The following is a 26,084-nucleotide window of genomic DNA, read 5'->3' on the forward strand; positions in this document are numbered from 1 at the left end:
CCCGAGCATGAAGTTACCCATTGTCCTGCCCCTGATCCTGTTTCTCACCGGCTGTAACCTGATGCCGGAGATGGACAGCCTGGTGGAAGACCGCAAGGTCGAATACAAAAAGTCCCGCGATGCCCAGAAAGACCTGGAGGTACCGCCTGACCTGACCCGAGACCGCATCGACAACGCCCTGGTGGTGCCGGACATAGGTGCCTCGGGCTCGGCCACCTTCTCTGAATACAGCAGCGAGCGCCACTCTGGCAGTCGTCCGACCGGTACGGCCACGGGCGTGCTGACCAAGGTCGAGGCAATCGATCTACAGCGCAACGGCGACAAGCGCTGGCTGGTGATCAAGGCACCACCGGCCCAGGTCTGGTCCTCGCTGATCGCCTTCTGGCAGGAAAACGGCGTGTTGCTGCTGGAGCAGGACCCCGAGGTGGGCCTGATGCGCACCTCCTGGCTGGAAAACCGCGCCGACATCAAGTCCGACTTCATCACCGACGCCATCCGCGGCGTGTTTGATGGCCTCTATTCCGCCGACACCCGCGACCAATTCCGCGTGCGCCTGGAAGAAGGGCCGGACAACAGCACCGAACTCTACCTGACCCATCGTGGTATGCAGGAGAAGATCATGGCCGGCTCGAACAATCAGGGCGAGCAGTCGGTGTGGGTACCGCGCCCTACCGACCACGGCCTGGAGGCCGTGATGCTGCGCCGTATCATGATCTACCTGGGGGTCAACGAAAAACGCGCCACCGCCGAGGTGCAGAAAAAGGGCAGCCAAGGCGCGGCGCGCTCGCGTTCGCAACTGCTGCGTAACAGCAATGAGGTGGCCCTGCGTATCGATGAAGACCTGGAGCGCTCCTGGCGCCTCACCGGCGTGGCCCTGGATCGGGTCGGCTTTGCCGTGGAGGACAGGGACCGCAATCAGGGCGTCTATTTCGTACGTTACAACGACCCCTACGCCGATCAGGAAAAGAAAGAAGGGCTGCTGTCCAAACTGGCCTTCTGGAGCGACGACAGCCAGCTGAACAAGACCAGCCAATACCAGGTACGGCTCTCCCCACGCAATCCGGGCACCGAGGTCAGCGTCCACAGCGAGCAGGGCCAGAGGGACAACTCGGCCACGGCTGTACGCATCCTCACCCTGCTGCACGAACAGATTCGCTGATTCGGCCAGGCCCAGTGGAACCAAATAGGGCGCAGAGGGCGCAAAGAAGCGCAAAGAGCGCAGAGATGGAAAAGTGCTCGTGTGAGCTGGCTGCTCAGCCCAGTTTGATTTGTGGCCGGTGAGGGGGTGAGAGAGGCAAGGATCAGGGGCGACGAATCCAGGGCTAATACCTCATGATCCTTGGAGTGAAAAGAAGGAGGCAGGGTTTTGCTATCGACGGTTGAACAAAGAAGACTACAGCTCTCAAAGAGCACTGGAGCGGAAAAAAAGGCCTATTTCGGTCAATTTCTTACTCCCGAAAGAACGGCGGTGTTTATGGCGGGTCTTTTTCCGGATGGAGAGGGGTCTTGTCATCTTCTTGATGCTGGCGCAGGGATCGGCTCCTTATCTGCTGCTTTTTTGGATCGATGGAGAAGTGGGGGGCTTCACTTTGAGCGGGTGAAAGTTCATGCCTTTGAGCTGGACCATGGTTTGACTGAACACTTGTCGAGAACACTTGAAAAATACAATCACAGAGGAGATTTTTCCGCTGACATCCATGCAGAGGACTTCATCCATTCTGCGGTTGAATCATTGTCCGGCAATCTGTTTTCCAAGCCCTCGGAACGAGTTACCCATGTAATCCTTAATCCTCCTTACAAGAAGCTAAATAGTAATTCTGCGCACCGGCTGGCCTTGCGCCGTGTTGGTATCGAAACGGTAAACCTGTATAGCGCCTTTGTGGCGCTTGCTATCGCCCTGGCTGAGTCGGGCGGGCAGATTGTCGCCATCATTCCACGCAGCTTCTGCAATGGGCCCTATTACCGACCCTTCCGTGATTTCATACTTGAGCGGGCGGCCATTCGCCATATGCATCTGTTTAACTCACGCAGCAAAGCCTTCAAGGACGACAATGTGCTACAAGAAAACATTATTATCCGCCTGGAGCGTGGCGGCAAACAGGGGCCGGTGATGGTTTCGACCTCAACCGATGATAGCTTTTCCGATCTCGTCACCCATGAACATCCGTTCGACCGGATCCTGTTTTCTGATGATCCCGAGCGGTTTATTCATGTCCCCACCTCGTCAGAGCATGACGCCATCGATCTGCCCCCAGGGATTCGCTGCACACTGGCCCATCTTGGCCTCAATGTTTCGACCGGGCCGGTGGTTGATTTCCGACTGAAATCCTATCTTCGTGATACACCGGGGCCGCACACCGCGCCATTACTCTATCCTGCCCATTTTAGCGGCAGCGGCACAACCTGGCCAATTGAGGGCCTGAAGAAGCCTAACGCTATCGAGCGGAATGCCGACACCGAGAGGTGGCTTTACCCGAACGGATTTTATTGCGTGGTGCGCCGTTTTTCGTCCAAGGAGGAGAAGCGCCGAATCGTGGCGAGCGTGGTTGAACCCGAGTCATTTGGCGGTGTGCCCGTGCTGGGTTTTGAGAATCATCTCAACCTGTTTCATGAGAACAAGCACGGCCTGCCTGAGCCGCTGGCTCGTGGGCTGGCCCTGTTCCTGAACACGACGGCAGTGGATCAGTATTTCCGGCGCTTCAGCGGCCACACCCAGGTCAATGCCACCGACCTCAAGCAAATGAAATACCCCTCGCGCGCTACTCTGATCCAGCTTGGCGAGTGGTCCATGCAGCAAGGAACGCTCACGCAAGAGCAGATCGAGAGCAAGCTTGGAACCTTGACCGGATGAGGAAAAAGAAGGATTACATCGAGGCAGCACGGCAGATCATCATTTCTTTGGGCCTGCCTCGGGCACAACAGAACGAGCGTTCTGCCCTTTGCCTGCTGGCGCTGCTGAATCTCAGGCCAGGCAAGTCATGGGCCGATGCGGAAAACCCCCTGCTGGGTATCACGCCGATTATGGATTGGGCGCGGGAGTACTATGGTAAGGAGTATGCACCCAATACCCGCGAGACGGTGCGGCGTCAGACCATGCACCAGTTCTGCGATGCAGGCATGGCCCTATACAATCCGGACAAGCCTGATCGTCCGGTAAACAGCCCGAAAGCCGTATATCAAATAGAGCCCGCCGCGCTGGCTCTTGCGCGAACCTTTGGCACTTCGGCATGGCCTGACCACCTGGCCGCCTATCTTGCCGAGCGTGTAACGCTGGTTGCCCGCTACGCCAAGGAGCGTGAGCAAAACCACATCCCGGTCGAGATGGCGCCGGGTCAGCAAATCGTCCTCAGTCCCGGTGAGCACAGCGAACTCATTCGGGCCATTATCGAGGACTTTGCCCCACGCTTCGCGCCGGGTAGCGTGCTGGTATATGCGGGAGATACAGGCGACAAGTGGGGCTATTTTGACGCCGCGCTGCTGGCCGGGCTGGGGGTCAATGTGGATTCACACGGCAAGATGCCTGATGTGGTGCTGCACTATACCGAGAAAAACTGGTTGCTACTGGTGGAGTCCGTTACCAGTCACGGGCCGGTCGATGGCAAGCGGCACACTGAGCTTGCCGGATTGTTTGCCGGATCGACCGCCGGACTTGTCTATGTCACTGCCTTTCCAGACCGGGCCATTATGGGCCGCTACCTTGGCGAGATTGCATGGGAAACGGAAGTTTGGGTGGCAGATGCCCCCTCACATTTGATCCATTTCGATGGTGATCGTTACCTTGGGCCATACAATGCGCCCTGAACAAGCCGCTGCATTTGGACGCTAAGCGCGCAGCGGCGCAATGCCGCCACTGAGCCTGGTTTAACTAGGCATCGCCCTTGTCCTTGGCACTGCCGGAGAAGCCGCTGGCCTTGAGGAATTGCGCCTGCATCTGTTCCCAGATCTTCAGGTTCTCTTCGGTCATGCGCGCCAGGCCTTCCATGGGGTTGCTGCTCAGGGAGTTGAGAAAGGCCTCATTTTGCCGGGTGAACAGGTTCAGGCTCTCTTCCAGATAACGGCTGAAGGGGTTCTGCAGGGCACCGCCGTAGAAGCGGATGATCTGGCCCAGCATGGAGGCGCTGAACAGGGGCTCGCCACCGGCCTCGGTCTCCAGGATGATCTGCATGAGGATGGCGCGGGTGATGTCCTCGCTGCTGTTGGAGTCGATCACCTTGATTCCCTCACCCTGAACAATCAGCCCCTTGAGATCGGAGAGGGTGATGTATTTGCTCTGATCGGTATCGTAGAGACGGCGGTTGGGGTATTTTTTGATCAAGCGTTCGGCCATGGTGGATCCTTAGCGGTGCAGGGGTAAAGCAGGGGCGCAAGTGTAATCCATTTGGCGCTCAAAAGCTTGTTGGTTGCCAGCGGCCAGCTTTCAGCCTTCAGCCGCCAGCGGCCAGCCGCCAGCTTCCAGCTGGCCGCTGACTCCTACTCCCGCTCCACCGCCATGGCCACGCCCATGCCGCCACCTATGCACAGGGTGGCCAGGCCGCGCTTGGCATCGCTGCGCTGCATCTCGTGCAGCAGGCTCACCAGCACGCGGGCACCGGAGGCGCCTATGGGGTGACCCAGGGCGATGGCTCCGCCGTTGACGTTGACCTTGTCCGTGTCCCAGCCCATGTCCTGGTTGACGCACATGGCCTGGGCGGCGAAGGCCTCGTTGGCCTCGATGCGGTCCAGGTCGGCCACCTGCCAACCGGCCTTGGCCAGGGCCTTGCTGGAGGCGGGGATGGGGCCTGTGCCCATGATCGCCGGGTCCACCCCGGCGGAGGCGAAGGCGGCGATGCGGGCCATGGGCTTCAGGCCCAGCGCCTTGGCCTTGGATTCGGCCATGACGATGACCACGGCGGCACCGTCGTTGATCCCAGAGGCATTGCCAGCGGTCACCGTACCCTCCCTGGAGAAGGCCGGGCGCAGCTTGGCCAGTGTTTCGGCGGTGGTGCCGGCGCGGGGGAACTCGTCGCGCTCGAAGATTAGCGGCTCGCCCTTGCGCTGGGGGATCTCCACGGGGATGATCTCATCGGCAAAGCGGGCCTGGTTCAGGGCGGCCTCGGCCTTTTGCTGGGAGCTGGCGGCAAACAGGTCCTGTTCGGCGCGGCTGTAGTTGTATTTGTCGGCGATATTCTGCGCGGTAACGCCCATGTGATAGTCGTTGAAGGCATCCCAGAGGCCATCGACGATCATGGTATCGGTCAGCTTCCAATCGCCCATCTTGGTCCCGTTGCGCGAATTGGGCAGGGCATGGGGGGCGGCGCTCATGTTCTCCTGACCACCGGCCACGACGATCTCGGCATCGCCGCAGAGCACCGATTGCATGGCCAGGTGTACCGCCTTGAGCCCGCTGCCGCAGACCTTGTTGATGGTCATTGCCGGGGTCTCCACCGGCAGGCCGGCGGCTATGCTGGCCTGGCGGGCCGGGTTCTGGCCGACCCCGGCGGTGAGTACCTGGCCGAGGATCACCTCGTCCACCTGTTCAGGCTTGATGCCGGTCTTGGCCAGCAGGCCGGAGATGACCTTGGCACCCAGTTGATGGGCCGGAATACCGGCCAGGCTGCCGCCAAAGCTGCCGATTGCGGTGCGGCCTGCGGCCACTATCACTACGTTTTCAGTCACAATTGCTTCCCCATGGGTTTTGTGGATTTGGATATACTCTGATTGCTGAAGCGGAATCCAGGCTACAGCCGCACCGGAGAAGACTAATGCAAGCCGTCCCGGATTGGAAATTGTTGCAGCGCACAAACTTCGGTGCTAGTTTACACTCTGACCTTCAAACAGCAAACTACAGGAACCCACCACATGACAGATTCCCCCTTCTGGAACGATGACTGGATGAAGATCCAGCAAAAATACTGGGACAACTGGAGCGACATGAGCCGCAAGGCCATGGGTATGGACAGGCCGGCCAAATCGCCCTGGGAGAGCGCCATGGACCACTGGTGGCAGGCGGTCTCCCCCTCGGTGCCGGATACCGGCAGTGATTTCATGCGCCGGATGATGGATCAGGGCAAGCAATTCTTTCGCATGAGTGATGAGTTTGGCAAGAACTATCAGGCCAGCAACGACTGGCTGGAGGCGGTAAACAAGACCTTCAGCGACATGCAGCAGATGTTTGCCGGCGGCATGGAGCAGGCCGCCAATCTGGCCGGGAGTGGTGCCGAGGAGCCCCTGCACAAGCTCATGGCCTTCTGGGAGATGCCGCTGGACAACTGGCAGCGCATGGCCAGCTCGCTGGCCCCCATGCCTGGCGACCTGCTCCGCAACATGCCGCGCAGCGGCCAGCTGGATGCCCTGTTCAGCGCCCCTGGCCTGGGCTACACCCGCGAGGAAGAGGGTCAGTACAAGGAACTCATGCAGCGTGGCCTGGCCTATCAGCAGGCCCTGGGCGAATACAGCCAGTTCTTCTCCAACCTGGGCATGGCCTCGGTGGAGCGCATGCGCGGCAAGGTGCAGGCCCTGCTTGAATCCGGCAAGGCCATAGACTCGGCCCGCGGCCTCTACGATCTCTGGGTGGCCGCCTGTGAAGAGGTCTATGCCGAACAGGTGATGACCCCGGAATACGCCAAGATCCACGGTGGCCTGGTGAATGCCCTGATGGCCCTCAAGCAAAAGATGGGGCAGATGGCCGATGAGAATCTGGGTGCCCTGAACATGCCCACCCGGCGCGAACTGCGTACCCTGCAGCAGCGTTTGCAGGAATCTCGGCGTGAGATCAAGGGCCTGCGCGCCCAGATGGATGTGTTGCAGGAACAGGTACAGCAGCTGCGCGCGATCCAGGTGCAGGCCGCCAACGCCGCCCCGGCCCAGGCCCAGGCACAGACCGGGTCCGGGACCGAGAGCAGCGCCCCGGCAGCGGCCAGCAGCGTCAAGCCCAAGCCCGCGCGCAAGAAGGCCAGCACCCGGCGCAGCGCCGACAGTGCCGAGTAGAGCGGCGAACCCTGATAAGACGACCCCGGCGCCGAGCGCTGGTTACTGAGGAGAAGAATAGTGCAACCCTTTAATTTTCGACCCGATCAACTGGCTGAAGAGATGTTCGACTACAGCCGCAAGCTGGGCAAGGGCGTGGAGAATCTGCTCCATGCCGAGAGCATAGACACCGGCGTTACCCCCAAGGTGGAGGTCTATGCCGAGGACAAGCTGCGCCTGTACCGCTACGAGGCCCCGGCCAAGGTAGTGCAAAATCGGGTACCGATCCTGATCGCCTACGCCCTGGTCAACCGCCCCTACATGACCGACCTGCAAGAGGACCGCTCCCTGGTGCGCAACCTGCTGGCGGCGGGGCAGGATGTCTATCTGATCGACTGGGGCTACCCGGACGAGGCCGACGCCAGCCTGAGCATGGATGACTACATCAACGGCTACATGGACCGCTGCGTCGATGTCATCCGCAGCCGCCACAAGCTGGAGCAGATCAACCTGCTGGGCATCTGCCAGGGCGGGGCCTTCAGCCTCTGCTACGCCTCCCTGCACCCGGACAAGGTCAAGAACCTGATCACCATGGTCACCCCGGTGGACTTCAAGACGCCGGACAACATGCTCTCCGCCTGGGTGCAGCACATGGACGTGGATCTGATGGTGGACACCATCGGCAACGTGCCGGGCGAGCTGCTCAACTGGACCTTCCTGTCGATGAAACCCTTTAGCCTGATGGGGCAGAAATACATCGCCATGGTGGATGTGCTGGAGGACGAGGACCGGCTGAAGAACTTCCTGCGCATGGAGAAGTGGATCTTCGACAGCCCGGACCAGGCCGGTGAGACCTTCCGTCAATTCATCAAGGACTTCTATCAGAATAACGGTTTTATCAACGGCGGGGTCAAACTCGGTGGCCGTACCGTGGACCTGAAAAACATCAGCTGTCCCATCCTCAACGTCTATGCCGAGCAGGACCACCTGGTGCCGCCGGACGGCTCCAAGGTGCTCAAGGGCATGACCAGCAGCAAGGACTACACCGAACTGGCCTTCCCCGGCGGTCATATCGGCATCTACGTCAGTGGCAAGGCGCAAAAGACCCTGCCACCGGCCATCGGCGAGTGGTTGGACAAGCATTCCTGAGGTCTATGGGTCGGACCGAGCCAAAAAACTGTCTGAGCGCCTGGGTGCTGGCCCGATTCAGGGCCGTTGCCCGGGTGATTTGACGGCAATCTTCTCCTGCCAATACTGTGCCCGTTGCAGTAGGGCGGTTTCGTCCAGGCTGGTGATGGCCCCGTTTTTCACCAGCTGGCGGCCGTTGACCCAGACCTGGCTGACCTGATGGCGGGAGCTGGCATACACCAGCTGGGAGATGGGGTTGTAGAGGGGACGGCTGTGGATGCCGCCCAGGTCCACTGCCACCAGATCGGCGGCCTTGCCCGGCTCGATGGAGCCGGTGATTTCCTCCAGCCCCAGGGCCTTGGCCCCGTTCAGGGTGGCCATGCGCAGGGCCGTGGCGGCGGGCAGGGTGGCGGGGTCGCCGCTGACGCCCTTGGCCAGCAAGGCGGCGCTGCGCATTTCGCTGAACATATCCAGGTCGTTGTTGCTGGCGGCACCGTCGGTGCCCAGGGCGACATTGACCCCGGCCTGCAACACTTGGCCGACCGGACAGAAGCCGCTGGCCAGCTTAAGGTTGGACTCCGGGCAATGGATCAGTTGGCAACCGGCGGCTGCGATCAGCTCGATCTCGTCCGCCTCCAGCTGGGTCATGTGTACCGCCTGCAGGGCCGGGGTGAGCAGGCCGAGGCGCTCCAGGCGACGCAGCGGGCGCTGGCCGAATTGGCTCAGGCTTTGCTGGATTTCATCGCCCGTCTCGTGCAGATGGATGTGGATGGGTACCGGCGGGTCGAGTTCGTCGGCGATGGCGCGCAGGCGGTTGAAGCTGTCGTCCGATACCGAGTAGGGCGCATGAGGGGCGAAGCTGAAGCGGATCAGCGGATGACCGGCGTATTGGTCGCGCAGCTCCAGGCCCTTGTGGATGTAGCTGGCCGGGCCATCGGCCCAGCTGGAGGGGAAGTCGATCAGGATCATCCCCAGCTGGGCGCGGATGCCGGCCTCGGCGGCGGCATGGGCGGTGACATTGGGGTGAAAGTACATATCGTTGAAGCAGGTGGTGCCGCCGCGCAGCATCTCGGCGATGGCCAGGCGGCTGCCATCGGCAACGAATTCCTCCCCCATCCAGTGCTGTTCGGCAGGCCAGATGTGCTCTTGCAGCCAGGTCATCAGCGGCAGGTCATCGGCCAGGCCGCGCAGCAGGTTCATGCTGGCATGGCTGTGGGCGTTGATCAGGCCGGGGATCAGGGCCTGCCGCTCCAGGCGGTGCAGCTGCCCGGGCCGGTATTTCACTTCGGCCTCGGCTGCGGGCAGAAGCTCCAGGATGCGTCCGGCGTGGATCGCCACGGCGTGATCGGCGAGTACCTGTGCGTGGGGCTCGACAGGGATAACCCAGGGGGCGATGATCAGGCTGTCGATCTGCATGGTCGCTGTGCCTATTCTTCCTCTTCGGACTTGGGCGGTACGCGCTCGACGATGATCTGCTCGATGCGGCTGTTGGAGGCCCCTTGGATCAGCACCTTGAGGCCGTCGATCTCAAACTGCTCGTCTTCGTCAGGGATGCGTTCGATGTCCTCCAGGATCCACAGGCTGACGGTGTCGGTGGGCTTGCCCGGCAGGTCGATGTCGAAGAAGTTCTCCACCACGCGCAGCTCGGTGCTGCCATCTACCAGGATCTTGCCCTCAGCCAGCAGCATGTATTCGTCGGGCAGGTCGTCGCTTTCGTCGTAGATCTCGCCCACCACCTCTTCCAGCAGGTCCTCCAGGGTGACCACGCCCTGCATGGCACCGTGCTCGTTGACCACTACGGCCATGTGCTGCTTGCTCTTGCGCAGGCTGCTGAGCAGCTCGCCAATGGGCTGGTTTTCCGGACAGAACACCGGCTCGTGGCCCAGGTCGCCGATCTGCGCGCTGTAGCGCTTGTTGGCCAGGGCGTGGAGTATATCGCGCAGCTGTAGGATCTTGACGATCTCGCCGGTGCCGGTGTTGAACAGGGGGATGCGGCTGTAGGACTGGTGATCGATAAGGTCGATGATGGTCTCGATGCTGAGGTTGCAGTCCAGCTGGAAGACATCCCGGCTGGGGGTCATCACATCGGCGGCGACCAGGTCGTTGAGGTTGAAGATGCGCTCGATCATCTCCCGTTCCTCCCGCTCTATGGTGCCCTCCACCTCACCGTGGCCGGCCAGATTGATCAGCTCCAGCTCGGTGATGGTGGGGTCGTTGTTGGTGCCGGTCATGCGGTGCACCGCACGGATGATGCCCTCGAAAAACCACACCAGCGGGGTGAGCAGGCGCTCCAGGGCATAGATCGGGGGTGAGGCCAACAGGGAGATGCGCTCGGCAAAGCGGGTGGCCAGGCTTTTCGGCGTGATCTCGCCAAAGATCAGGATGAGAAAGGTGAGAACGCCGACGGCCACGCCCGGACCCAGGTGGCCGCCCAGGTGCTTGGTCGCCACCAGGGTAGCCAGGGCCGAGGCGGCGATGTTGACCACGTTGTTGCCGATAAGAATGGTGATGAGCATCCGTGTCGGGTTGCGTTTGAGTTGCACCAGGGCCTTGGCACCGGCCCGGCCTTCCTTGGCCAAGGCCTCGGCACGGGCGACGCTGAGGGTGACCAGGGCGGTCTCCGAGCCGGAAAAGAATCCAGACAGGATTAACAACCCGGCGAGGCTGAATATATCATTCACCGTTGAGTGCCCTTGATATGCATGGGGTGGCCGGAGGGCGGGCCATTGGCGAGGTGGTTACGGATTTCACTGCTCTGCATAGCGGCCCTGGGCACACCGCAAAGGGCGACCCTGGGCCATGGGCTCAGTACGCTGAAATTGAGTGGAACGGGGGAATAACTCGGTTCGGTCAGTGTCCATTTGCGGTCAACTCTACCACTAAAACCCGCAGCGGCAAATACATGGCGAAGTCTGGGCCTTGCTGGCGCTTAGGCCCCCCTTGGCAAGCGGCTGCGAATGCCTGCTGTCAAACGCATCGGCTCGCACGCCCGTGCAATCTGTTACCATTGGCGGTCACCATTGGCCTGGGGATATCGCATAAAGCCATGAATCTGAATTTCCTTGATTTTGAACAGCCCATTGCCGAGCTGGAGGCGAAGATCGAAGAGCTTCGCATGGTCGGCGACGACAACGAGATCAACATCCTCGATGAGATCGAGCGGTTACAGAAAAAGAGCCTGTCGCTCACCGACAGTATTTTCTCCTCCCTCACCCCCTGGCAGATCTCCCAGCTGTCGCGTCATCCGCAGCGGCCCTATACCCAGGACTACATCGACCGCATCTTCGAGGACTTCGAGGAGCTGCACGGTGACCGCGCCTTTGCCGATGACCAGGCCATCATTGGTGGTCTGGCCCGTCTGGAGGGGCGGCCGGTGGTGGTCATGGGCCAGCAGAAGGGGCGCGACACCAAGGAGAAGATCCAGCGCAACTTCGGTATGCCGCGCCCCGAGGGCTACCGCAAGGCCCTGCGCCTGATGCATCTGGCCGAGCGCTTCAAGATGCCGGTGCTGACCTTCATCGACACCCCGGGGGCCTACCCCGGCGTCGGTGCCGAGGAGCGCGGCCAGAGCGAGGCCATCGCCCGCAACCTGCAGGAGATGGCCGGGCTGAAGACGCCGGTGATCTGCACTGTGATCGGCGAGGGCGGCTCCGGCGGTGCCCTGGCCATAGGTGTGGGCGACCGGGTGATGATGCTGCAATTCAGCACCTACGCGGTGATCTCGCCGGAGGGCTGCGCCTCCATCCTCTGGAAGAGCGCTGACAAGGCCTCGCTGGCGGCCGAGGCCATGGCCATCACCTCGGACCGCCTGCTGGAACTGGGGCTGATCGACCAGGTGGTGGCCGAGCCCCTGGGTGGTGCCCACCGCGACCCTGGGCGCACTGCCGCCAGCCTCAAGCAGGCCCTGCTGGAAGGGCTGGAGGAGCTGGAAAAGCTGCCCCAGGCCGAGCTGCTGGACAGACGCTACCAGCGCCTGATGCAGTACGGCAACTACACCGAGGCCTGACCCGCCCGGCCATGTGTCCCCTGCTTGACGCCCTGCGTCCGCGCCTGCGTCAACTCCCCCCGGCGCAACGCTACCTGATCGCCCTGAGCGGCGGGGCCGACTCCCTGGCCCTGCTGCACGGCCTGTGGGAGCTGCGCGACGAGTTTGCCCCGAGCCTGCAGGCAATCCATGTGGACCACGGCCTGCAAGCGCAATCCGGCCACTGGGCGGACTGGTGCCAACAGCACTGCGCCGAGCTGGGCCTGGACTGCATCGGTCTGCGCCTGGAACTGCCCGCCCAGTCCGCTGAAGGGCTGGAGGCGAGTGCCCGGCAGGCTCGCTACGCCGCCCTGCAAGGGCAGATGCGCCCCGGTGATCTGCTGTTCACCGGCCATCACCAGGACGATCAGGCGGAAACCCTGCTGCTGCAACTGCTGCGCGGCAGCGGTCTGCCGGGCCTGGCCGCCATGCCCTGGCTGCGCCCCTTCGGCCCCGGCTGGCTGGCCCGACCCCTGCTGGATCTACCCCGGCAGGCGCTGCTTGACGCCCTGCGCCAACGCGGTCTGGGTTGGCTGGAAGACCCAAGCAACGCCAGCCCGGATTTTGACCGCAACTACCTGCGCCATCACATCATGCCCCTGCTCAACCAGCGCTGGCCCGCCGCTGCCCGCTGCCTGAGCCGCTCTGCCCGCCACTGCGCCGAGGCCCAGGATCTGCTGGACAAACAGGCCCAGGTGGAGCTGGGCCTGTCCGCTGTTGGACCGGGTTCCGGCGGACGGCAAGACCAGTTGGAAATATCCGCTCTGATCAGCAGGCCCCTGGCCGAACGCCATTGGCTGCTGCGCGCCTGGCTGCGGCGGCTGGCGGCCCCCACCCCCACCAGCGCCCAGCTGCACAGGCTCTGCACCGAATTGCTACAGGCCGGGGCCGGGCGTAATCCGGAACTGATCTGGGGCGGGGTAGGGGTGCGCCGCTATCGCGACCGGCTCTATTACCTTGGCCGCTGGCCCAGGCCATGCCCAAGCCCTGAGCCCCAGGACTGGGCCGAGCCCGAGACCTTGCAGTTGCCGGGCAACGGTTGGCTCTACCTGCGCCCGGCGGCCTCCGGCCTGGACCCGGCCCTGTGGCAAAGACAGCGGCTACAGGTGCGTTACCGGCAGGGCGGCGAGCGCTGTAGCGCCCGTCACAAATCGCTGAAAAAGCTATTGCAGGAGGCCGCCATCCCCCCCTGGCAACGCGACCGCCTGCCCCTGCTGTTCGCCGGTGAGCGCCTCATCGCCATCGCCAACTGGGGGGTCTGCGCTACCGACGCACGCAGCCCAGGCCCAGGCCTGGAGCTGGTCTGGCGCGAGGCCGCTGCGGGGCAAGGGCCGGGGACGCCCTTGTTGCCCCTTGGGGGCCGAGGGCCGGTCGGCCCCTGAGCGGCAATCGGCGAGTGAATTCATCCCCTGAATTCAGTACAATCGGCCCTTTTCAGCGAGCAGATTGCGCCATGCAGGACATCAACCCCATCACCCATTCCATTGCCGATCTCAAGGGGCGACTGGCGTCCCTGAGGGGGTATCTTTGACTATGAGGGTAAGCAAGAACGCCTGACCGAGGTCCTGCGCGAGCTGGAAGACCCCGATATCTGGAATCATGCCGAACGGGCCCAGGCCCTGGGCAAGGAGCGCGTCCTGCTGGAGGGCGTGGTGCTGAACATGGATCAGCTGATCAGCGGCCTGGACGATGCCAGCGATCTGTTGCAGATGGCCCTGGAGGAGGGCGACGAGTCCACCGTGGATGCCGTTGCCGAGGACGTCAAGGGCTTCGGGGTGCGGGTAGCGGAGCTGGAATTCCGCCGCATGTTCGCCGGTGAGACCGACCCGCTCAACGCCTTTCTCGATATACAGGCCGGCTCCGGCGGCACCGAGGCCCAGGACTGGGCGGAAATGCTGTTGCGCATGTATCTGCGCTGGGGCGAGCAGCACGCATTCAAGACCGAACTGCTGGAGGTCTCCCCCGGTGAAGTGGCGGGCATCAAGAGCGCCACCATCCGCTTCGAGGGGGATTATGCCTTCGGCTGGCTGCGCACCGAGATCGGCGTGCATCGACTGGTGCGCAAGTCGCCGTTTGACTCGGGCAACCGGCGGCATACCTCCTTCGCCGCCGTGTTCGTCTCACCCGAGATCGATGACTCCATCGAGATCGAGATCAACCCGGCAGACCTGCGCATCGACGTCTATCGCGCCAGCGGTGCCGGTGGTCAGCACGTCAACCGCACCGAGTCGGCGGTGCGCATCACCCACCTGCCCAGCGGCGTGGTCACCCAGTGCCAGAACGACCGCTCCCAGCACAAGAACAAGGACGTGGCGATGAAACAGCTCAAGGCCAAGCTGTACGAGCTGGAGGTGCAAAAGCGCAACGCCGACCAGCAGGCCCTGGAGGATTCCAAGTCCGACATCGGCTGGGGCAGCCAGATCCGCTCCTACGTGCTCGACCAGTCGCGCATCAAGGACCTACGCACCGGGGTGGAAACCGGCAACACCCAGGCCGTGCTCGACGGCGCCCTGGACCAATTCATCGAAGCCAGCCTGAAAAGCGGGCTGTGATTATAACTAGGACGCAGAGATCGCAGAGAAGCGCAGAGCACGCAAAGATTATTTAAAGAGCCTTTACACGCCACCCTTGGCTTGGCAAAGGGATCCAAAATACTTGTCCTATTCAACCTCTGCGCTCTTTGCGCTTCTCTGCGATCTCTGCGTCCTGAATTACGAAGATATAGCACAATGAATCATGAAGCTGTCCAAGACGAGAACAAGCTGATTGCCCAGCGGCGGGAGAAATTGACCGCCCTGCGGCAGAAGGGCAATGCCTTTCCCAATGATTTCCGCCGTGATGCGTTGGCCGCCGAGCTGCATCGGCAGTATGGCGAGATGAGCGCCGAGGAGCTGGAGGGCCTGGGTCTGCGGGTCAAGCTGGCCGGGCGCATGATGACCCGGCGGGTGATGGGCAAGGCCAGCTTTGCCCATCTGCAGGACATGAGCGGGCAGATGCAGCTGTTTGTCCAGCGCGATGCCCTGGCCGAGGGCGTCTATAACGACGGCTTCAAGAAGTGGGACCTGGGGGATATCCTCGGTGCCGAGGGGGTGCTGTTCAAGACTCAGACCGGCGAGCTGTCGCTCAAGGTCGATGACATCCGCCTGCTGACCAAGGCCCTGCGCCCCCTGCCGGAGAAGTGGCATGGCCTCACCGACACCGAGCAGCGCTATCGCCAGCGCTATCTGGACCTGATCGTCAACCCGGACTCGCGCAACACCTTCCTGCTGCGTACCGCGATTGTCCAGTTCATCCGCAACTACCTCAATGGTCGCGGTTTTCTCGAAGTGGAAACGCCGATGATGCAGGTGATACCTGGCGGGGCGACGGCGCGACCCTTCATCACCCAGCATAACGCCCTGGACATGCAGCTGTTTCTGCGCATCGCCCCGGAGCTCTATCTCAAGCGCCTGGTGGTGGGCGGTTTCGAGCGGGTGTATGAGATCAACCGCAACTTCCGCAACGAGGGCCTATCGACGCGGCACAACCCCGAGTTCACCATGCTGGAGTTCTATGAGGCCTATGCCGATTACAACGACCTCATGGACCTGACCGAGGACATGCTGCGCAGCCTCTGTAACGAGGTGCTGGGCAAGACCCAGATCGACTACCAGGGCCAGAGCTACGATTTCTCCAGCCCCTTCCGGCGCATGAGCGTGGCGGAGTCGATCCTCCACTTCAACCCCGAGATCAGCGCTGAAGATCTGGCCGATCCGCAGCGGGCGCGGGCGCATGCCCAGCGACTGGGCATTCCGCTGAAGGATAGCTACGGCCTGGGCAAGGTGTGGATTGAGATCTTCGAGAAGACGGTGGAGGGCCGACTGCTCGACCCCACCTTCATCACCGCCTATCCCACCGAGGTCTCGCCCCTGGCCCGGCGCAACGATGCCGATGCCTTTGTTACCGACCGCTTCGAGTTCTTCGTCGGCGGCCGCGAGATCGCCAACGGTTTCTCCGAGCTGAACGATGCCGAGGATCAGGCCGAGCGCTTCCGCAAACAGGTAGCGGACAAGGAGGCCGGTGACCTGGAGGCGATGCACTTCGACGAGGACTATATCCGCGCCCTGGAGCACGGCCTGCCGCCGACAGCGGGGGAGGGCATAGGCATAGACCGGCTGGTGATGCTGTTCACCGACTCGCCCTCGATCCGCGACGTGCTGCTGTTTCCGCACATGCGGCCGGGGTGAGGGCCAGCGGCCAGCCTGTAGCCCGGATGCAGGCGATAGCCGGAATCCGGGGTGGGCCTTGCCGCTGGTCAAATGCTGGCGTAATGCGCGGCGCTGGCCCCTCCCCCAACCCCTCTCCCGGGGGGAGAGGGGATTTAAAAGCTGGCCGCTGACTGCTGAAGGCTGACCGCTGGCAGCTGAAGGCCGAATACCTTGATGAATGTCGCCCTTTGTCCGGCGGGCTTCTTGCTACCATGCCCCGACCTATCTGACTGGAGATCTGCCCGTGATTGCTGAACTTGGACACTTCGCCCTGCTCGCCGCCCTGGTGGTGGCCCTGGTGCAATCCACGCTGCCCTTGATCGGGGCCTACCAGCGACGTACTGCCTGGATCGCCCTGGCGCGGCCGGCGGCCTACAGTCAGCTGTTTTTTCTGAGCTTGTCCTTCGCTATGCTGACCCATGCCTTCATCGTCAGTGATTTCAGCGTGGCCTACGTGGCCAATCACTCCAATACCCAGATGCCGATGATGTTCAAGGTCTCCGCCGTCTGGGGTGCCCATGAGGGCTCGCTGCTGCTGTGGGCGCTGATTCTGGGGCTGTGGACCGCCGGCGTGGCGCTGTTCAGTCGCAGTATGCCGGACCTGGTGGTGGCGCGGGTGCTGAGCATCATGGGCATGGTCAGTATCGGCTTTCTCAGCTTCATGATTTTCACCTCCAATCCCTTCGAGCGCCTCTGGCCCTTCCCGGCGGAGGGGCGCGACCTCAATCCGCTGTTGCAGGACTTTGGCCTGATCGTGCATCCGCCGCTGCTCTATATGGGCTATGTCGGCTTTGTCGTGCCCTTTGCCTTTGCCATTGCCGCCATGCTGGATGGCCGCCTGGACGCCGCCTGGGCGCGCTGGTCGCGGCCCTGGACCAACATCGCCTGGATGTTCCTCACCTTAGGTATAGCCCTGGGTTCCTGGTGGGCCTATTACGAGCTCGGCTGGGGCGGCTGGTGGTTCTGGGACCCGGTGGAAAACGCCAGCTTCCTGCCCTGGCTGGTGGGTACCGCCCTGCTGCACTCCCTGGCGGTGACCGAAAAGCGCGGCGCCTTCAAGGCTTGGACCGTGCTGCTGGCGATCTTCGCCTTCGCCCTCAGCCTGCTGGGCACCTTCCTGGTGCGCTCCGGCGTACTCACCTCGGTGCATGCCTTTGCCTCGGACCCGGAGCGCGGCGTGTTCATCCTCTTCTTCCTCTGTGCCGTGGTGGGTGCCTCTCTGACCCTCTACGCCATCCGTGCCGAGACCATCCGCAGCCGGGTCAGCTTTGCCACGGTCTCCCGCGAGACCGGGCTGCTGGTGAACAACGTCCTGCTCACCACGGCGGCGGCGGCGGTGCTGCTCGGCACCCTCTATCCCCTGCTGCTGGACGCCCTGAACCTGGGCAAGATCTCCGTCGGCCCGCCCTATTTCAATGCCGTGTTCGTGCCCCTGACCGTACCCCTGGTGCTGCTCATCGGTGTCGGTTCCCTGGCCCGCTGGAAGCGTGACGAGCCGGGCCGCCTGCTGGGGGCCCTGTGGCCGGCGGCCCTGTTCAGCCTGGTCACCGGCCTGCTGCTGATTCTGGTCTTCGCCACCGAGTTCCGCTGGGGCGCGGTGCTGGGCCTGGTAATGGCACTCTGGGTGGTCAGCTCCAGCCTCATCGGCCTGCGTGAGCGCCTGGCCAACAAGAGCCACCTGTGGCAGGGCCTGAAAAGCCAGCCCCGCGCCTACTGGGGTATGCAGCTGGGGCATCTGGGGGTGGCCATGTTCGTCATCGGCGTCAGCCTGACCTCCATCTATAGTACCGAGAAGGACGTCAGCCTGACCCCCGGCGAGGCCTATGAGCTGGCCGGTTATCGCTTTGAATTCGTCGGCGTGGAGAACTTTGCCGCGTTCAATTACAAGGGTAATCGCGGTGATTTTCGCATCAGCCGTGATGGTGTGCTGATCAGCCGCCTGCACCCGGAAAAGCGCATCTACTCCAGCCAGTCGGCCATGCCCATGACCGAGGCGGGGATTGACCCAGGCCTGACCCGCGACCTGTTCGTTGCCATGGGCGAGCCCCTGGGCAACAACGCCTGGGCGGTGCGCATCTACCACAAGCCCTTTATCCGCTGGATCTGGCTGGGCTGTCTGGTCATGTCCTTCGGTGGCCTGCTGGCGGCCACTGACCGGCGCTATCGCAGCCGGGTGCGGGTCAAGGCCCCCGCTGATGCCGGTTTGGCCAAGGGGGCGGCATGAAGCTCAAGGCCGCGTTGCCGCTGATTCTGTTTTTTGCCCTGGCGGTGCTGTTCTACTTCATGCTGGGCAAGATCAACCAGGGCGAATACAACCCGCGCGATATACCCACCGAGTTCATCGGTCGGTCCGCACCCGAGTTCAGCCTGCCGGACCTGCTCAAGCCTGAGCAGAGCGTGCGGCCCTCGGACTTCAAGGGCAAGCCCTGGCTGTTCAACGTCTGGGGTACCTGGTGCCCGGAATGCTGGCGCGAGCACGAGTTTCTGGTGTTGCTACACAAGCAGGGGGTGCCCATCGTCGGCCTGAACTGGCGCGATGAGGCACCGGAGGCGAAAAAGATGCTGGCGCGCCTGGGCAATCCCTTTGTCGCCATCGGCTTTGATCCCACCAGCGATGTGGCCATTGACTGGGGTGTCTATGGCGCCCCCGAGACCTTCCTGATTGATGCCGAGGGCATCATCCGCGTCAAGCACAAGGGGGCGATGACGCCGCAGATCTGGCAGGAGCAATTCCAGTCCTACTTTAACCTGGAGGCCAAGCCATGAAGCGCCCGCTGATAATCGGCCTGTTTTGCCTGTCTTTGTTGATACCCCTGGCAGCCCAGGCGGCGATAGAGACCTACGACTTCCAGACTCCGGCGCAGGAGGCGCTGTATAAGGATCTGATCGCCGAGCTGCGCTGCTTGGTCTGTCAGAATCAGAATATCGCCGATTCCAATGCCGAGCTGGCCCAGGACCTCAGGCGCAAGACCCATGAGCTGATCATGGCCGGCAAGAGCCGCGAGGAGATCACTACCTACATGGTGCAGCGCTATGGCGATTTCGTGCTCTACCAGCCGCCGCTGAAGCCGCAGACCGCGCTGCTCTGGGTCGGGCCTTTTCTGATCCTGGGGCTGGGGCTGTTCGTGCTCATCCGCGTCATCCGCCAGCGCAGCCGTGAGGCGACGGGGGCAAACATCAATCAGGCACAGCGCGAACAGGCCGAGCGCCTGCTGCAAGGAGATCGACATGACTGAATTCTGGCTGCTGGCGGCACTCATCCTGCTGCCGGGCATCATCATCCTGGCACCACCCCTGCTGCGCCCGCGCATCCGCGTTGCCTCTGACCTCAATGCCCGCAACGTGCAGATCGCCCGCGAGCGCCTGGCCGAGCTGGAGCGCGAGCACCAGGCCGGCAACCTGAATCAGGCGGAGTTCGAGCAGGCCAAGGTGGAGCTGGAGGGCAACATGCTCGACGACCTGCGCCATGCGGAGGATCAGGCCACCGATGATCGCGCCTCGCGTCCGACCCTGGCCCTGCTGGCCCTGGCCATTCCCCTGGCTGCCGTGCTGCTGTATCAGCAAATCGGCACGCCGGAGATCATGCCGCGCCTGGCCAGCGGTCCGGCCGCCCAGCACGGGCAGTCTGAGCAGACCGACATCAACCAACTGCTGGCCCAGCTGGAGGAGCGCCTGAAGGCCGACCCGGACAATGTGGAGGGCTGGTTCATCCTTGGCCGCTCCTACATGGCCCAGGAGCAGTACCCGCAGGCGGTGCGCGCACTGGAGGAGACCTATCGGCTGGCGCCGGATAACCCCAATGTCATGGTCAGCCTGGCCGATGCCCTGGCCATGCAGGCCGGCGGGGTGCTGGCCGGTCGGCCGCAGGAGTTGTTGCAAAAGGCCTTGCAGCTGGATGCCAACAGCACTACCGCCCTCTGGCTGCTGGGCATGGCCAGCCAGGAGCAGCGCGACTTTGCCCAGGCAGTGGCCTATTGGCAAAGGGCGCTGCCCCTGCTGCAAGACAATGCCGAGGGCGCGCAGCGCCTCAGCCTGATGATTGATCAGGCGCGGCAGATGGCGCAGCAGAGCGGGCAGAAGCTGGAACCGGCACCGCAGGCCCCGGTATCGGCAGCGGCATCGCCATTGGTGCCAGCGGCCCAGGCCGAGGCAACCGCCAGCGCGGCAGCGGGTGCCGAGATCCAGGTCTCGGTGCGTCTATCGCCAGAGCTGGCTGCCCAAGCCAAGCCGGAGGATGTGGTCTTTGTCCTCGCCCGCGCCGTCTCCGGCCCGCCCATGCCCCTGGCGGCGGCCAAATACCGGGTGGCCGACCTGCCCCTGCAGCTGAGCCTGACCGATGCCATGGCCATGATGCCGCAGATGAAGCTATCCAACTTCCAGCAGGTGCTGGTGCAGGCGCGTATCGCCAAGGGCGGCTCGCCCCAGGCGCAAAGCGGCGATCTGCAAAGCCAGCCGCTGCAGACCAGCACCCAGGGCAAGCCCAGGGTAGAATTGACCATAGATCGGCTTGTGCCCTGAGCTGATTGGGTCGGCTTGTGGCTGATGGGACGCAGAGGACGCAAAGAAGCGCAAAGAACGCAAAGGGTTTGAAAAATAGCAAATCCCTAGTCCGGATGGGCCGTGGGAGGCCAGCTGTGCTGGGCGACATGGGGCGGGTCGGGTCGCGCAGCAGAGCTGCCCTCCCACCGGCTGCCGGCTGCCGGCTGCCTGGGAGCTCCGAGCGCTGGCTCGGAGGGGGTTAGAAGGCTTGTTCTTGCAAGCCCCTAGTTGCAGGCCGCTGCCCCGGATTCCGCTGCACAAGGATGTGCGAGTGTCCCGAGAGGCAGGATGCCGATAGGGACCGTCACGCTCCATCCGGGCTACAAGCCGTACCAAATCCATAGACAAACACCAAGGAGTCACTCCATGCGCCTGATTCGATTTCTGCTCCTGCTGCTGGTGGTGATGCTGGGAGCTGCCTTTGCCCTGCTCAATGCCGGGCCGGTGCTGCTGGACTACTACTACGGCAGCATCGAGCTGCCCCTGGCCCTGGTGATCACCGCCGCGCTGCTGCTCGGTGCCCTGGCCGGGGTGCTGGCGGCCCTGGCCTCGGGCCTGCGGGTGCGGCGGGAACTGGCCTCCCTCAAGCGCAGTCACCGGCTGGACCGGCAGGAGATCGACAACCTGCGCGCCCTGCCGGTGAAGGACTGAGTGGGCTTGCTCCGCTCCGAGCCGGGTTAGGTCCATGGAATGGCTGTTGCTGTTGCTGCCCCTGGCCGCCGCCAGCGGCTGGTATTCCGGGCGGCGCTCGGCGGGCCGGACCAGGCCCAGGGCAGGGCAGGGCTGTGACCTGGATCAGGCCTACTTCGAGGGCCTGAATCTGTTGCTCAACGAGCAGCCGGATCGCGCCGTGGATCATTTTATCGAGATGCTGGAGGTCAATACCGAGACGGTGGAGACCCACCTGGCCCTGGGTGGCCTGTTTCGGCGGCGCGGCGAGGTCGATCGGGCCATTCGCATCCATCAGAACCTCATCGCCCGCCCCTCCCTGAGCCGGGAGCAGCGCCATCAGGCCCTGCTGGAGCTGGGCCGGGACTACCTCAAGGCCGGCCTCTACGACCGCGCCATCGCCTTGTTCGACGAACTGCTGGAGCAGAGCCACTTCCACCTGCAGGCCCTGCAGCATCTGCACCAAATCTATCAGCGCATCAGCGACTGGCGCCAGGCCCTGGCCACCGCATCGCGCCTGGAGGCCATGGGCGGCGGCAGCCTGAAGCGGGAGCGGGCGCATTACCAGTGTGAGCTGGCCGAGCAGGCCCTGACCAAGGGCGACGATGTGCAGGCCAGTCAGCTGCTCAAGGCGGCCCTGGCCAGCGACAGCCACTGCGTGCGCGCCTCTATCGGCCTGGCCCGGTTGGCCCAGCGGCGCGGGGACCTGGATGAGGCCATCCGCCGCTACAGCGCCGTGGCCGAGCAAGACCCCAATTACATGGATGAGGTGCTGCGCCCCCTGGCCGAGTGCTATGAATCCCAGTGTGGTCAGGGCCAGTCCACTGCGGCCAGTGAGTTCGAGCAAGGCTTGCAGCAGACCCTGCAGCGGGCCGCCCGTCAGCTGGGCAGCCTGAAGGCCCTGGAGATGTTGCTGGAGCGCTATCTGCGCCAGGGACAGGGTGCGCAGGCCAAGGCCCTGCTGCTGGATTACCTGGAGCACTACCCCAGCAGCGGCGCCCTGCAGCAGCTGCTGTGCCTGGACCCGGCCGATGCCGAGGTGGCCGGGCTGCTGCGCCGGGGGCTGGCGCGCCTGGTTGGCGCCGAGCATCCCTATCAGTGCGGCCAGTGCGGCTTTGTCGCCCGGCAGTTGCACTGGCAATGCCCCGGCTGCGGTCGCTGGGGCGAACTCAAGCCCAGAATTTTAATGGAGAACCAGCGCAAGGCAGCGGTGAGCGGCCTAGCGCCGGATTCGGCGGAATCAGCCCAGTCGGCCTTTTAACCCTAACCGATGGGACGCAGAGAAGAATGCCTCACAGGACACTCGCACATCCTTGTGCAGCGGAATCCGAGGTTGCCGTTAGACATGGCTACCCCGTTGCGTCTCCGAGCCAGCGCTCGGAGCTTCCAAAGTGATTGTCTAACTCATTGTAACAAAATGAAAAAGACTGAATCTGCGGTTTATTTAAGATAAAAAGCGAGCAACAGCATGACGACAGAACCACGCATCATCATCGCCCTGGACTTCCCCAGTGCCGAACCGGCCCTGGCCCTGTTGCAGGGCTTGCCGCCAGGGGCCTGCCGGGTCAAGATCGGCAAGGAGATGTTCACCCGCTTGGGGCCAGACTTCGTGCGCGCCGTGATCGACCGTGGCTTCGATGTCTTTCTCGATCTCAAATACCATGACATACCCAACACCGTGGCCGCCGCCTGCCGCGCCGCCGCCGATCTGGGGGTGTGGATGCTCAATGTCCATGCCTCGGGCGGGCGCAGGATGATGGCCGCCGCCCGGGCGGCCCTGGCCGAGCGGGACAACCCGCCCCTGCTTATCGGCGTCACCATGCTCACCAGCCTGGCCGAGGCGGACATAGCCGAGATCGGCTATGGCGGCAGCCCGGAGCAGAACGTGCTGCGTCTGGCCCGGCTGGGCCAGGAGGCGGGTCTGGATGGGGTGGTCTGCTCGCCCCTGGAGAGCGCTGCGGTACGCGCCGCCCTGGGCGATGGCTTCCTGCTGGTAACCCCCGGTGTCAGGCCAGGCGGCAGCAGCGAGGATGATCAGCAGCGCATCAAGACCCCGGCGGACGCCATCCGCAGCGGCAGTGATTATCTGGTGATCGGCCGCCCCATCACCGGCGCGGCCGACCCCGCCGCCGCTCTAGTCGCCATCCAGACGGAGGTCCAGGGGGCGCTGGTGGCCATGAAGCCCTAGGAGCCTGTCGGATTTAGGATGCACCTACTGCGCCGGTGGGAAGAACGGCCCAAATTTACCCGATTTTTCGTTGCGTAGGTCCACTATGCGCCTCAAAATCGTGAAAATTTGTTCTCGCTCTCCCACCTTGCTCGCTACGGGCACCTAAACCCGACAGGCTCCTAGCCAAAAAAAGGGCGTAGAGGCCGCAAAGGAGCGCGGATATCGCAAAGTTCAGTGGGTTGGCGTGAAACAAGATTGCCGTTGCCAATTGCCCCAGGTCGCCCAGCACAGCTGGCCTCCCACAGGCATAGGGCGGGCCGCGCCCGCCGCCACGCGCTGCGCTGGTAGCTGGCTGCTGACCGCTCAACTTATCCCCGCATAAATTTTGTCTTGAGTAGCGTCCTCAAGGCTGTGATAGCTTAGGCGAAATTTGCCCCGGCAATTCAGCAGTATTGAGGTGCCATATCCTTTCCATGATCTCAGGAGACCCATAGCCATGATCAAACCCATAGGTTCCGACGAGCTTAAGCCGCTGTTTGTTTACGACACCGATAAGCATCATGCCCTGATGCACGAGGCCGAGGGCCTGCCCTCGGTGGTGATCAGCTCCCAGGCGGCCGGCAACGCCGTGATGTTGGGCGGTGGTTACTTCACCCCCCTGACCGGCTTCATGAATGTGGCCGATGCCATGGGCTGCGCCGAGAAGATGACCCTGACCGACGGTCGTTTCTTCCCCGTGCCCCTGCTCTGCCTGCTGGACAATGTCGATGCCATCCAGGGTGCTAAGCGCATCGCCCTGCGCGACCCCAACATGGAAGGCAATCCGGTGCTGGCGGTGATGGACGTGGCTGCCATCGAGACCGTCAGCGATGAGCAGATGGCGGTGATGACACAGAAGGTCTATGGCACTGATGACGCTGAACACCCCGGCGTGGCTGCGTTCAACAGCCAGGGCCGCTTTGCTGTTTCCGGTGACATCCAGGTGCTGCACTTCTCCTACTTCCAGGACGACTTTCCGGATACCTTCCGCACTGCGGTGGAGATACGTAACGAGATCAAGGAGCGCGGCTGGAGCAAGATCGTCGCCTTCCAGACCCGCAACCCCATGCACCTGGCCCACGAAGAACTCTGCCACATGGCCATGGACCGCCTCGGCTGTGATGGCCTGGTGATCCACATGCTGCTGGGCAAGCTGAAGAAGGGCGATATCCCCGCGCCGGTGCGCGATGCCGCTATCCGCAAGATGGTCGAACTCTACTTCCCGCCGAACAGCGCCATGGTCACCGGCTACGGCTTTGACATGCTCTACGCCGGCCCTCGTGAGGCCGTGCTGCATGCCTATTTCCGTCAGAACATGGGTGCCACCCACTTCATCATCGGCCGCGACCACGCCGGCGTGGGCGACTACTACGGTGCCTTCGACGCCCAGACCATATTCGATACCGAAGTGCCCGAGGGTGCCCTGGAGATCGAGATCTTCCGCGCCGACCACACCGCCTGGTCGAAGAAGCTGAACAAGGTGGTGATGATGTGCGAGGCCCCGGACCACTCCAAGGATGACTTTGTCCTGCTCTCCGGCACCAAGGTGCGCGAGATGCTCGGTAACGGCATTGCCCCGCCCAAGGAGTTCTCCCGTCCCGAGGTGGCGCAGATCCTGATCGACTACTATCAGTCGCTGAATAACTAGCCCCGCGCCAAATTGCGCCTGCCGGGCCCTCCGGCAGGCGCATCCCCGCCTTGTTCAAGCCAGCCATCTGTCTGCTCGGTCTTCTGTTCTTGCCCGCCACGGCAATGGCCACGCCCGCCACCAAACTCAGGGTCTGCGTCAATTACGACTGCCGTGGCCAGGCCCAGATTGGCCTGAGTCCGGCCCAATGGCGGCAGCTGGCCAGGCTGTTTCCGCGCTCCCTCAATACCCCCGCCAAGGAACGCCGACAGATCGCCCAGGCCATAGGCCTGCTGGAGCGGATGGTCGGCAAGCTCACCGGCACCGCCAAGGATCAACCCCGTAACCAGGCCACCGGCGAGCCCGGCCAGCTGGACTGCGTGGCCGAGTCACGCAATACCGAGCGCTATCTCAAGGCCCTGCAGGAAAGGGGTTGGCTCAGGTTTCATCGGCTCCGGGAACGGGCCAGGCGCGCCCCCATGATCATCGATACCCACTGGACTGCGGTCATCCAGGAGACCGCCAGCGGCCAGCGTTACGCGGTGGACTCCTGGTTCCGCGCCAACGGCAAACCGGCGCTGGTGATGCCGCTGGAGGATTGGTATGCGAAGAAGGAAAGGCTGATCGGCAACGACCCAGGCTCCTAGGAGCCTGTCGGATTTAGGATGCTCCTACTGCGCCGGTGGGAAGAACGGC

General features: G+C 63.1%; 22 protein-coding genes. 18 read left to right on the plus strand and 4 right to left on the minus strand.

The annotated features are described in order from the left end of the window. Positions 1-7: 7 nt before the first annotated feature. From bamC to D5125_12475, 3 genes are all read left to right on the plus strand, one after another. Positions 8-1,159 carry an outer membrane protein assembly factor BamC gene (bamC, locus tag D5125_12465; protein ID QFY90228.1) on the plus strand — a complete coding sequence of 384 codons (1,152 nt, stop codon included), beginning with the start codon at positions 8-10 and terminating at the stop codon, positions 1,157-1,159. A 207-nt stretch (positions 1,160-1,366) separates the two neighbouring features. Beyond that, positions 1,367-2,851, plus strand: a complete 1,485-nt coding sequence (locus tag D5125_12470; GenBank protein QFY90229.1) for an Eco57I restriction-modification methylase domain-containing protein — start codon at positions 1,367-1,369, stop codon at positions 2,849-2,851. Beyond that, on the plus strand, positions 2,848-3,801 hold the full coding sequence (locus D5125_12475; GenBank protein ID QFY90230.1) for a restriction endonuclease: 954 nt from the start codon (positions 2,848-2,850) through the stop codon (positions 3,799-3,801). The genes D5125_12470 and D5125_12475 overlap by 4 nt, the downstream gene beginning before the upstream one ends. Positions 3,802-3,865: 64 nt before the next feature. Here D5125_12475 and phaR read toward each other — a convergent pair whose 3' ends face one another. Continuing rightward, positions 3,866-4,327, minus strand: a complete 462-nt coding sequence (phaR, locus tag D5125_12480; GenBank protein QFY90231.1) for a polyhydroxyalkanoate synthesis repressor PhaR — start codon at positions 4,325-4,327, stop codon at positions 3,866-3,868. A 143-nt stretch (positions 4,328-4,470) separates the two neighbouring features. Next, entirely contained in the window at positions 4,471-5,655 is a 1,185-nt protein-coding gene (locus D5125_12485) for an acetyl-CoA C-acetyltransferase (protein QFY90232.1), read from the minus strand. 183 nt (positions 5,656-5,838) lie between these two features. On the opposite strand from D5125_12485, the gene phaE reads away from it, so the two are divergent. Together phaE and D5125_12495 are read left to right on the plus strand one after the other, a co-directional pair. Continuing rightward, a complete protein-coding gene (phaE, locus tag D5125_12490) occupies positions 5,839-6,966 on the plus strand; it encodes a class III poly(R)-hydroxyalkanoic acid synthase subunit PhaE (protein ID QFY90233.1) in 1,128 nt (375 codons plus the stop codon). Between the two features lie 60 nt (positions 6,967-7,026). Continuing rightward, the gene (locus D5125_12495) at positions 7,027-8,094 is read left to right on the plus strand and encodes a class III poly(R)-hydroxyalkanoic acid synthase subunit PhaC (GenBank protein QFY90234.1); all 1,068 of its coding nucleotides are present in this window, start codon (positions 7,027-7,029) and stop codon (positions 8,092-8,094) included. Positions 8,095-8,151: 57 nt separating this feature from the next. Here the strand turns inward: D5125_12495 and D5125_12500 are convergent, their stop codons facing one another. Next, the gene (locus tag D5125_12500) at positions 8,152-9,489 is read right to left on the minus strand and encodes a TRZ/ATZ family hydrolase (GenBank protein ID QFY90235.1); all 1,338 of its coding nucleotides are present in this window, start codon (positions 9,487-9,489) and stop codon (positions 8,152-8,154) included. Positions 9,490-9,500: 11 nt separating this feature from the next. Further along, complete coding sequence (locus tag D5125_12505) at positions 9,501-10,754, minus strand: HlyC/CorC family transporter (protein QFY90236.1); 1,254 nt, start codon at positions 10,752-10,754, stop codon at positions 9,501-9,503. 365 nt (positions 10,755-11,119) lie between these two features. Here D5125_12505 and accA point away from each other — a divergent pair, with 365 nt between their 5' ends. The 13 genes from accA to D5125_12570 all read left to right on the plus strand — a co-directional run bounded on the left by accA (position 11,120) and on the right by D5125_12570 (position 26,035). Further along, complete coding sequence (gene accA / locus D5125_12510; protein QFY90237.1) at positions 11,120-12,079, plus strand: acetyl-CoA carboxylase carboxyl transferase subunit alpha; 960 nt, start codon at positions 11,120-11,122, stop codon at positions 12,077-12,079. An 11-nt stretch (positions 12,080-12,090) separates the two neighbouring features. Then, positions 12,091-13,479 carry a tRNA lysidine(34) synthetase TilS gene (gene tilS, locus D5125_12515; protein QFY90238.1) on the plus strand — a complete coding sequence of 463 codons (1,389 nt, stop codon included), beginning with the start codon at positions 12,091-12,093 and terminating at the stop codon, positions 13,477-13,479. Positions 13,480-13,550: 71 nt separating this feature from the next. Further along, a protein-coding gene (prfB, locus tag D5125_12520) for a peptide chain release factor 2 (GenBank protein QFY90239.1) occupies positions 13,551-14,649 on the plus strand; the annotation gives its coding sequence in 2 pieces (ribosomal slippage) (positions 13,551-13,625 and positions 13,627-14,649; 1,098 coding nt in all). Between the two features lie 177 nt (positions 14,650-14,826). Then, positions 14,827-16,323: a lysine--tRNA ligase gene (gene lysS, locus D5125_12525; GenBank protein ID QFY90240.1), complete on the plus strand. Its 1,497-nt coding sequence runs from the start codon at positions 14,827-14,829 to the stop codon at positions 16,321-16,323. Positions 16,324-16,588: 265 nt separating this feature from the next. After that, the gene (locus D5125_12530; GenBank protein QFY90241.1) at positions 16,589-18,568 is read left to right on the plus strand and encodes a heme lyase CcmF/NrfE family subunit; all 1,980 of its coding nucleotides are present in this window, start codon (positions 16,589-16,591) and stop codon (positions 18,566-18,568) included. Further along, positions 18,565-19,110: a DsbE family thiol:disulfide interchange protein gene (locus tag D5125_12535; protein ID QFY90242.1), complete on the plus strand. Its 546-nt coding sequence runs from the start codon at positions 18,565-18,567 to the stop codon at positions 19,108-19,110. Before D5125_12530 ends, D5125_12535 begins: the two co-directional genes overlap by 4 nt. Beyond that, a complete protein-coding gene (locus D5125_12540; GenBank protein QFY90243.1) occupies positions 19,107-19,580 on the plus strand; it encodes a cytochrome c-type biogenesis protein CcmH in 474 nt (157 codons plus the stop codon). The genes D5125_12535 and D5125_12540 overlap by 4 nt, the downstream gene beginning before the upstream one ends. Continuing rightward, the gene (gene ccmI, locus D5125_12545; protein ID QFY90244.1) at positions 19,573-20,862 is read left to right on the plus strand and encodes a c-type cytochrome biogenesis protein CcmI; all 1,290 of its coding nucleotides are present in this window, start codon (positions 19,573-19,575) and stop codon (positions 20,860-20,862) included. Before D5125_12540 ends, ccmI begins: the two co-directional genes overlap by 8 nt. Positions 20,863-21,249: 387 nt before the next feature. After that, a complete protein-coding gene (locus D5125_12550) occupies positions 21,250-21,534 on the plus strand; it encodes a DUF1049 domain-containing protein (protein QFY90245.1) in 285 nt (94 codons plus the stop codon). A gap of 34 nt (positions 21,535-21,568) precedes the next feature. Continuing rightward, positions 21,569-22,813, plus strand: a complete 1,245-nt coding sequence (gene lapB, locus D5125_12555) for a lipopolysaccharide assembly protein LapB (GenBank protein ID QFY90246.1) — start codon at positions 21,569-21,571, stop codon at positions 22,811-22,813. Between the two features lie 207 nt (positions 22,814-23,020). Further along, positions 23,021-23,740, plus strand: a complete 720-nt coding sequence (gene pyrF / locus D5125_12560) for an orotidine-5'-phosphate decarboxylase (GenBank protein QFY90247.1) — start codon at positions 23,021-23,023, stop codon at positions 23,738-23,740. Between the two features lie 478 nt (positions 23,741-24,218). Then, a complete protein-coding gene (gene sat / locus D5125_12565; GenBank protein ID QFY90248.1) occupies positions 24,219-25,409 on the plus strand; it encodes a sulfate adenylyltransferase in 1,191 nt (396 codons plus the stop codon). A 50-nt stretch (positions 25,410-25,459) separates the two neighbouring features. Continuing rightward, the gene (locus D5125_12570; GenBank protein ID QFY90249.1) at positions 25,460-26,035 is read left to right on the plus strand and encodes a hypothetical protein; all 576 of its coding nucleotides are present in this window, start codon (positions 25,460-25,462) and stop codon (positions 26,033-26,035) included. Positions 26,036-26,084 lie beyond the last annotated feature (49 nt).

Source organism: gamma proteobacterium SS-5, from assembly GCA_009497875.2.
GTDB classification, from domain to species: Bacteria; Pseudomonadota; Gammaproteobacteria; order Chromatiales; family Chromatiaceae; genus Magnetovirga; species Magnetovirga frankeli.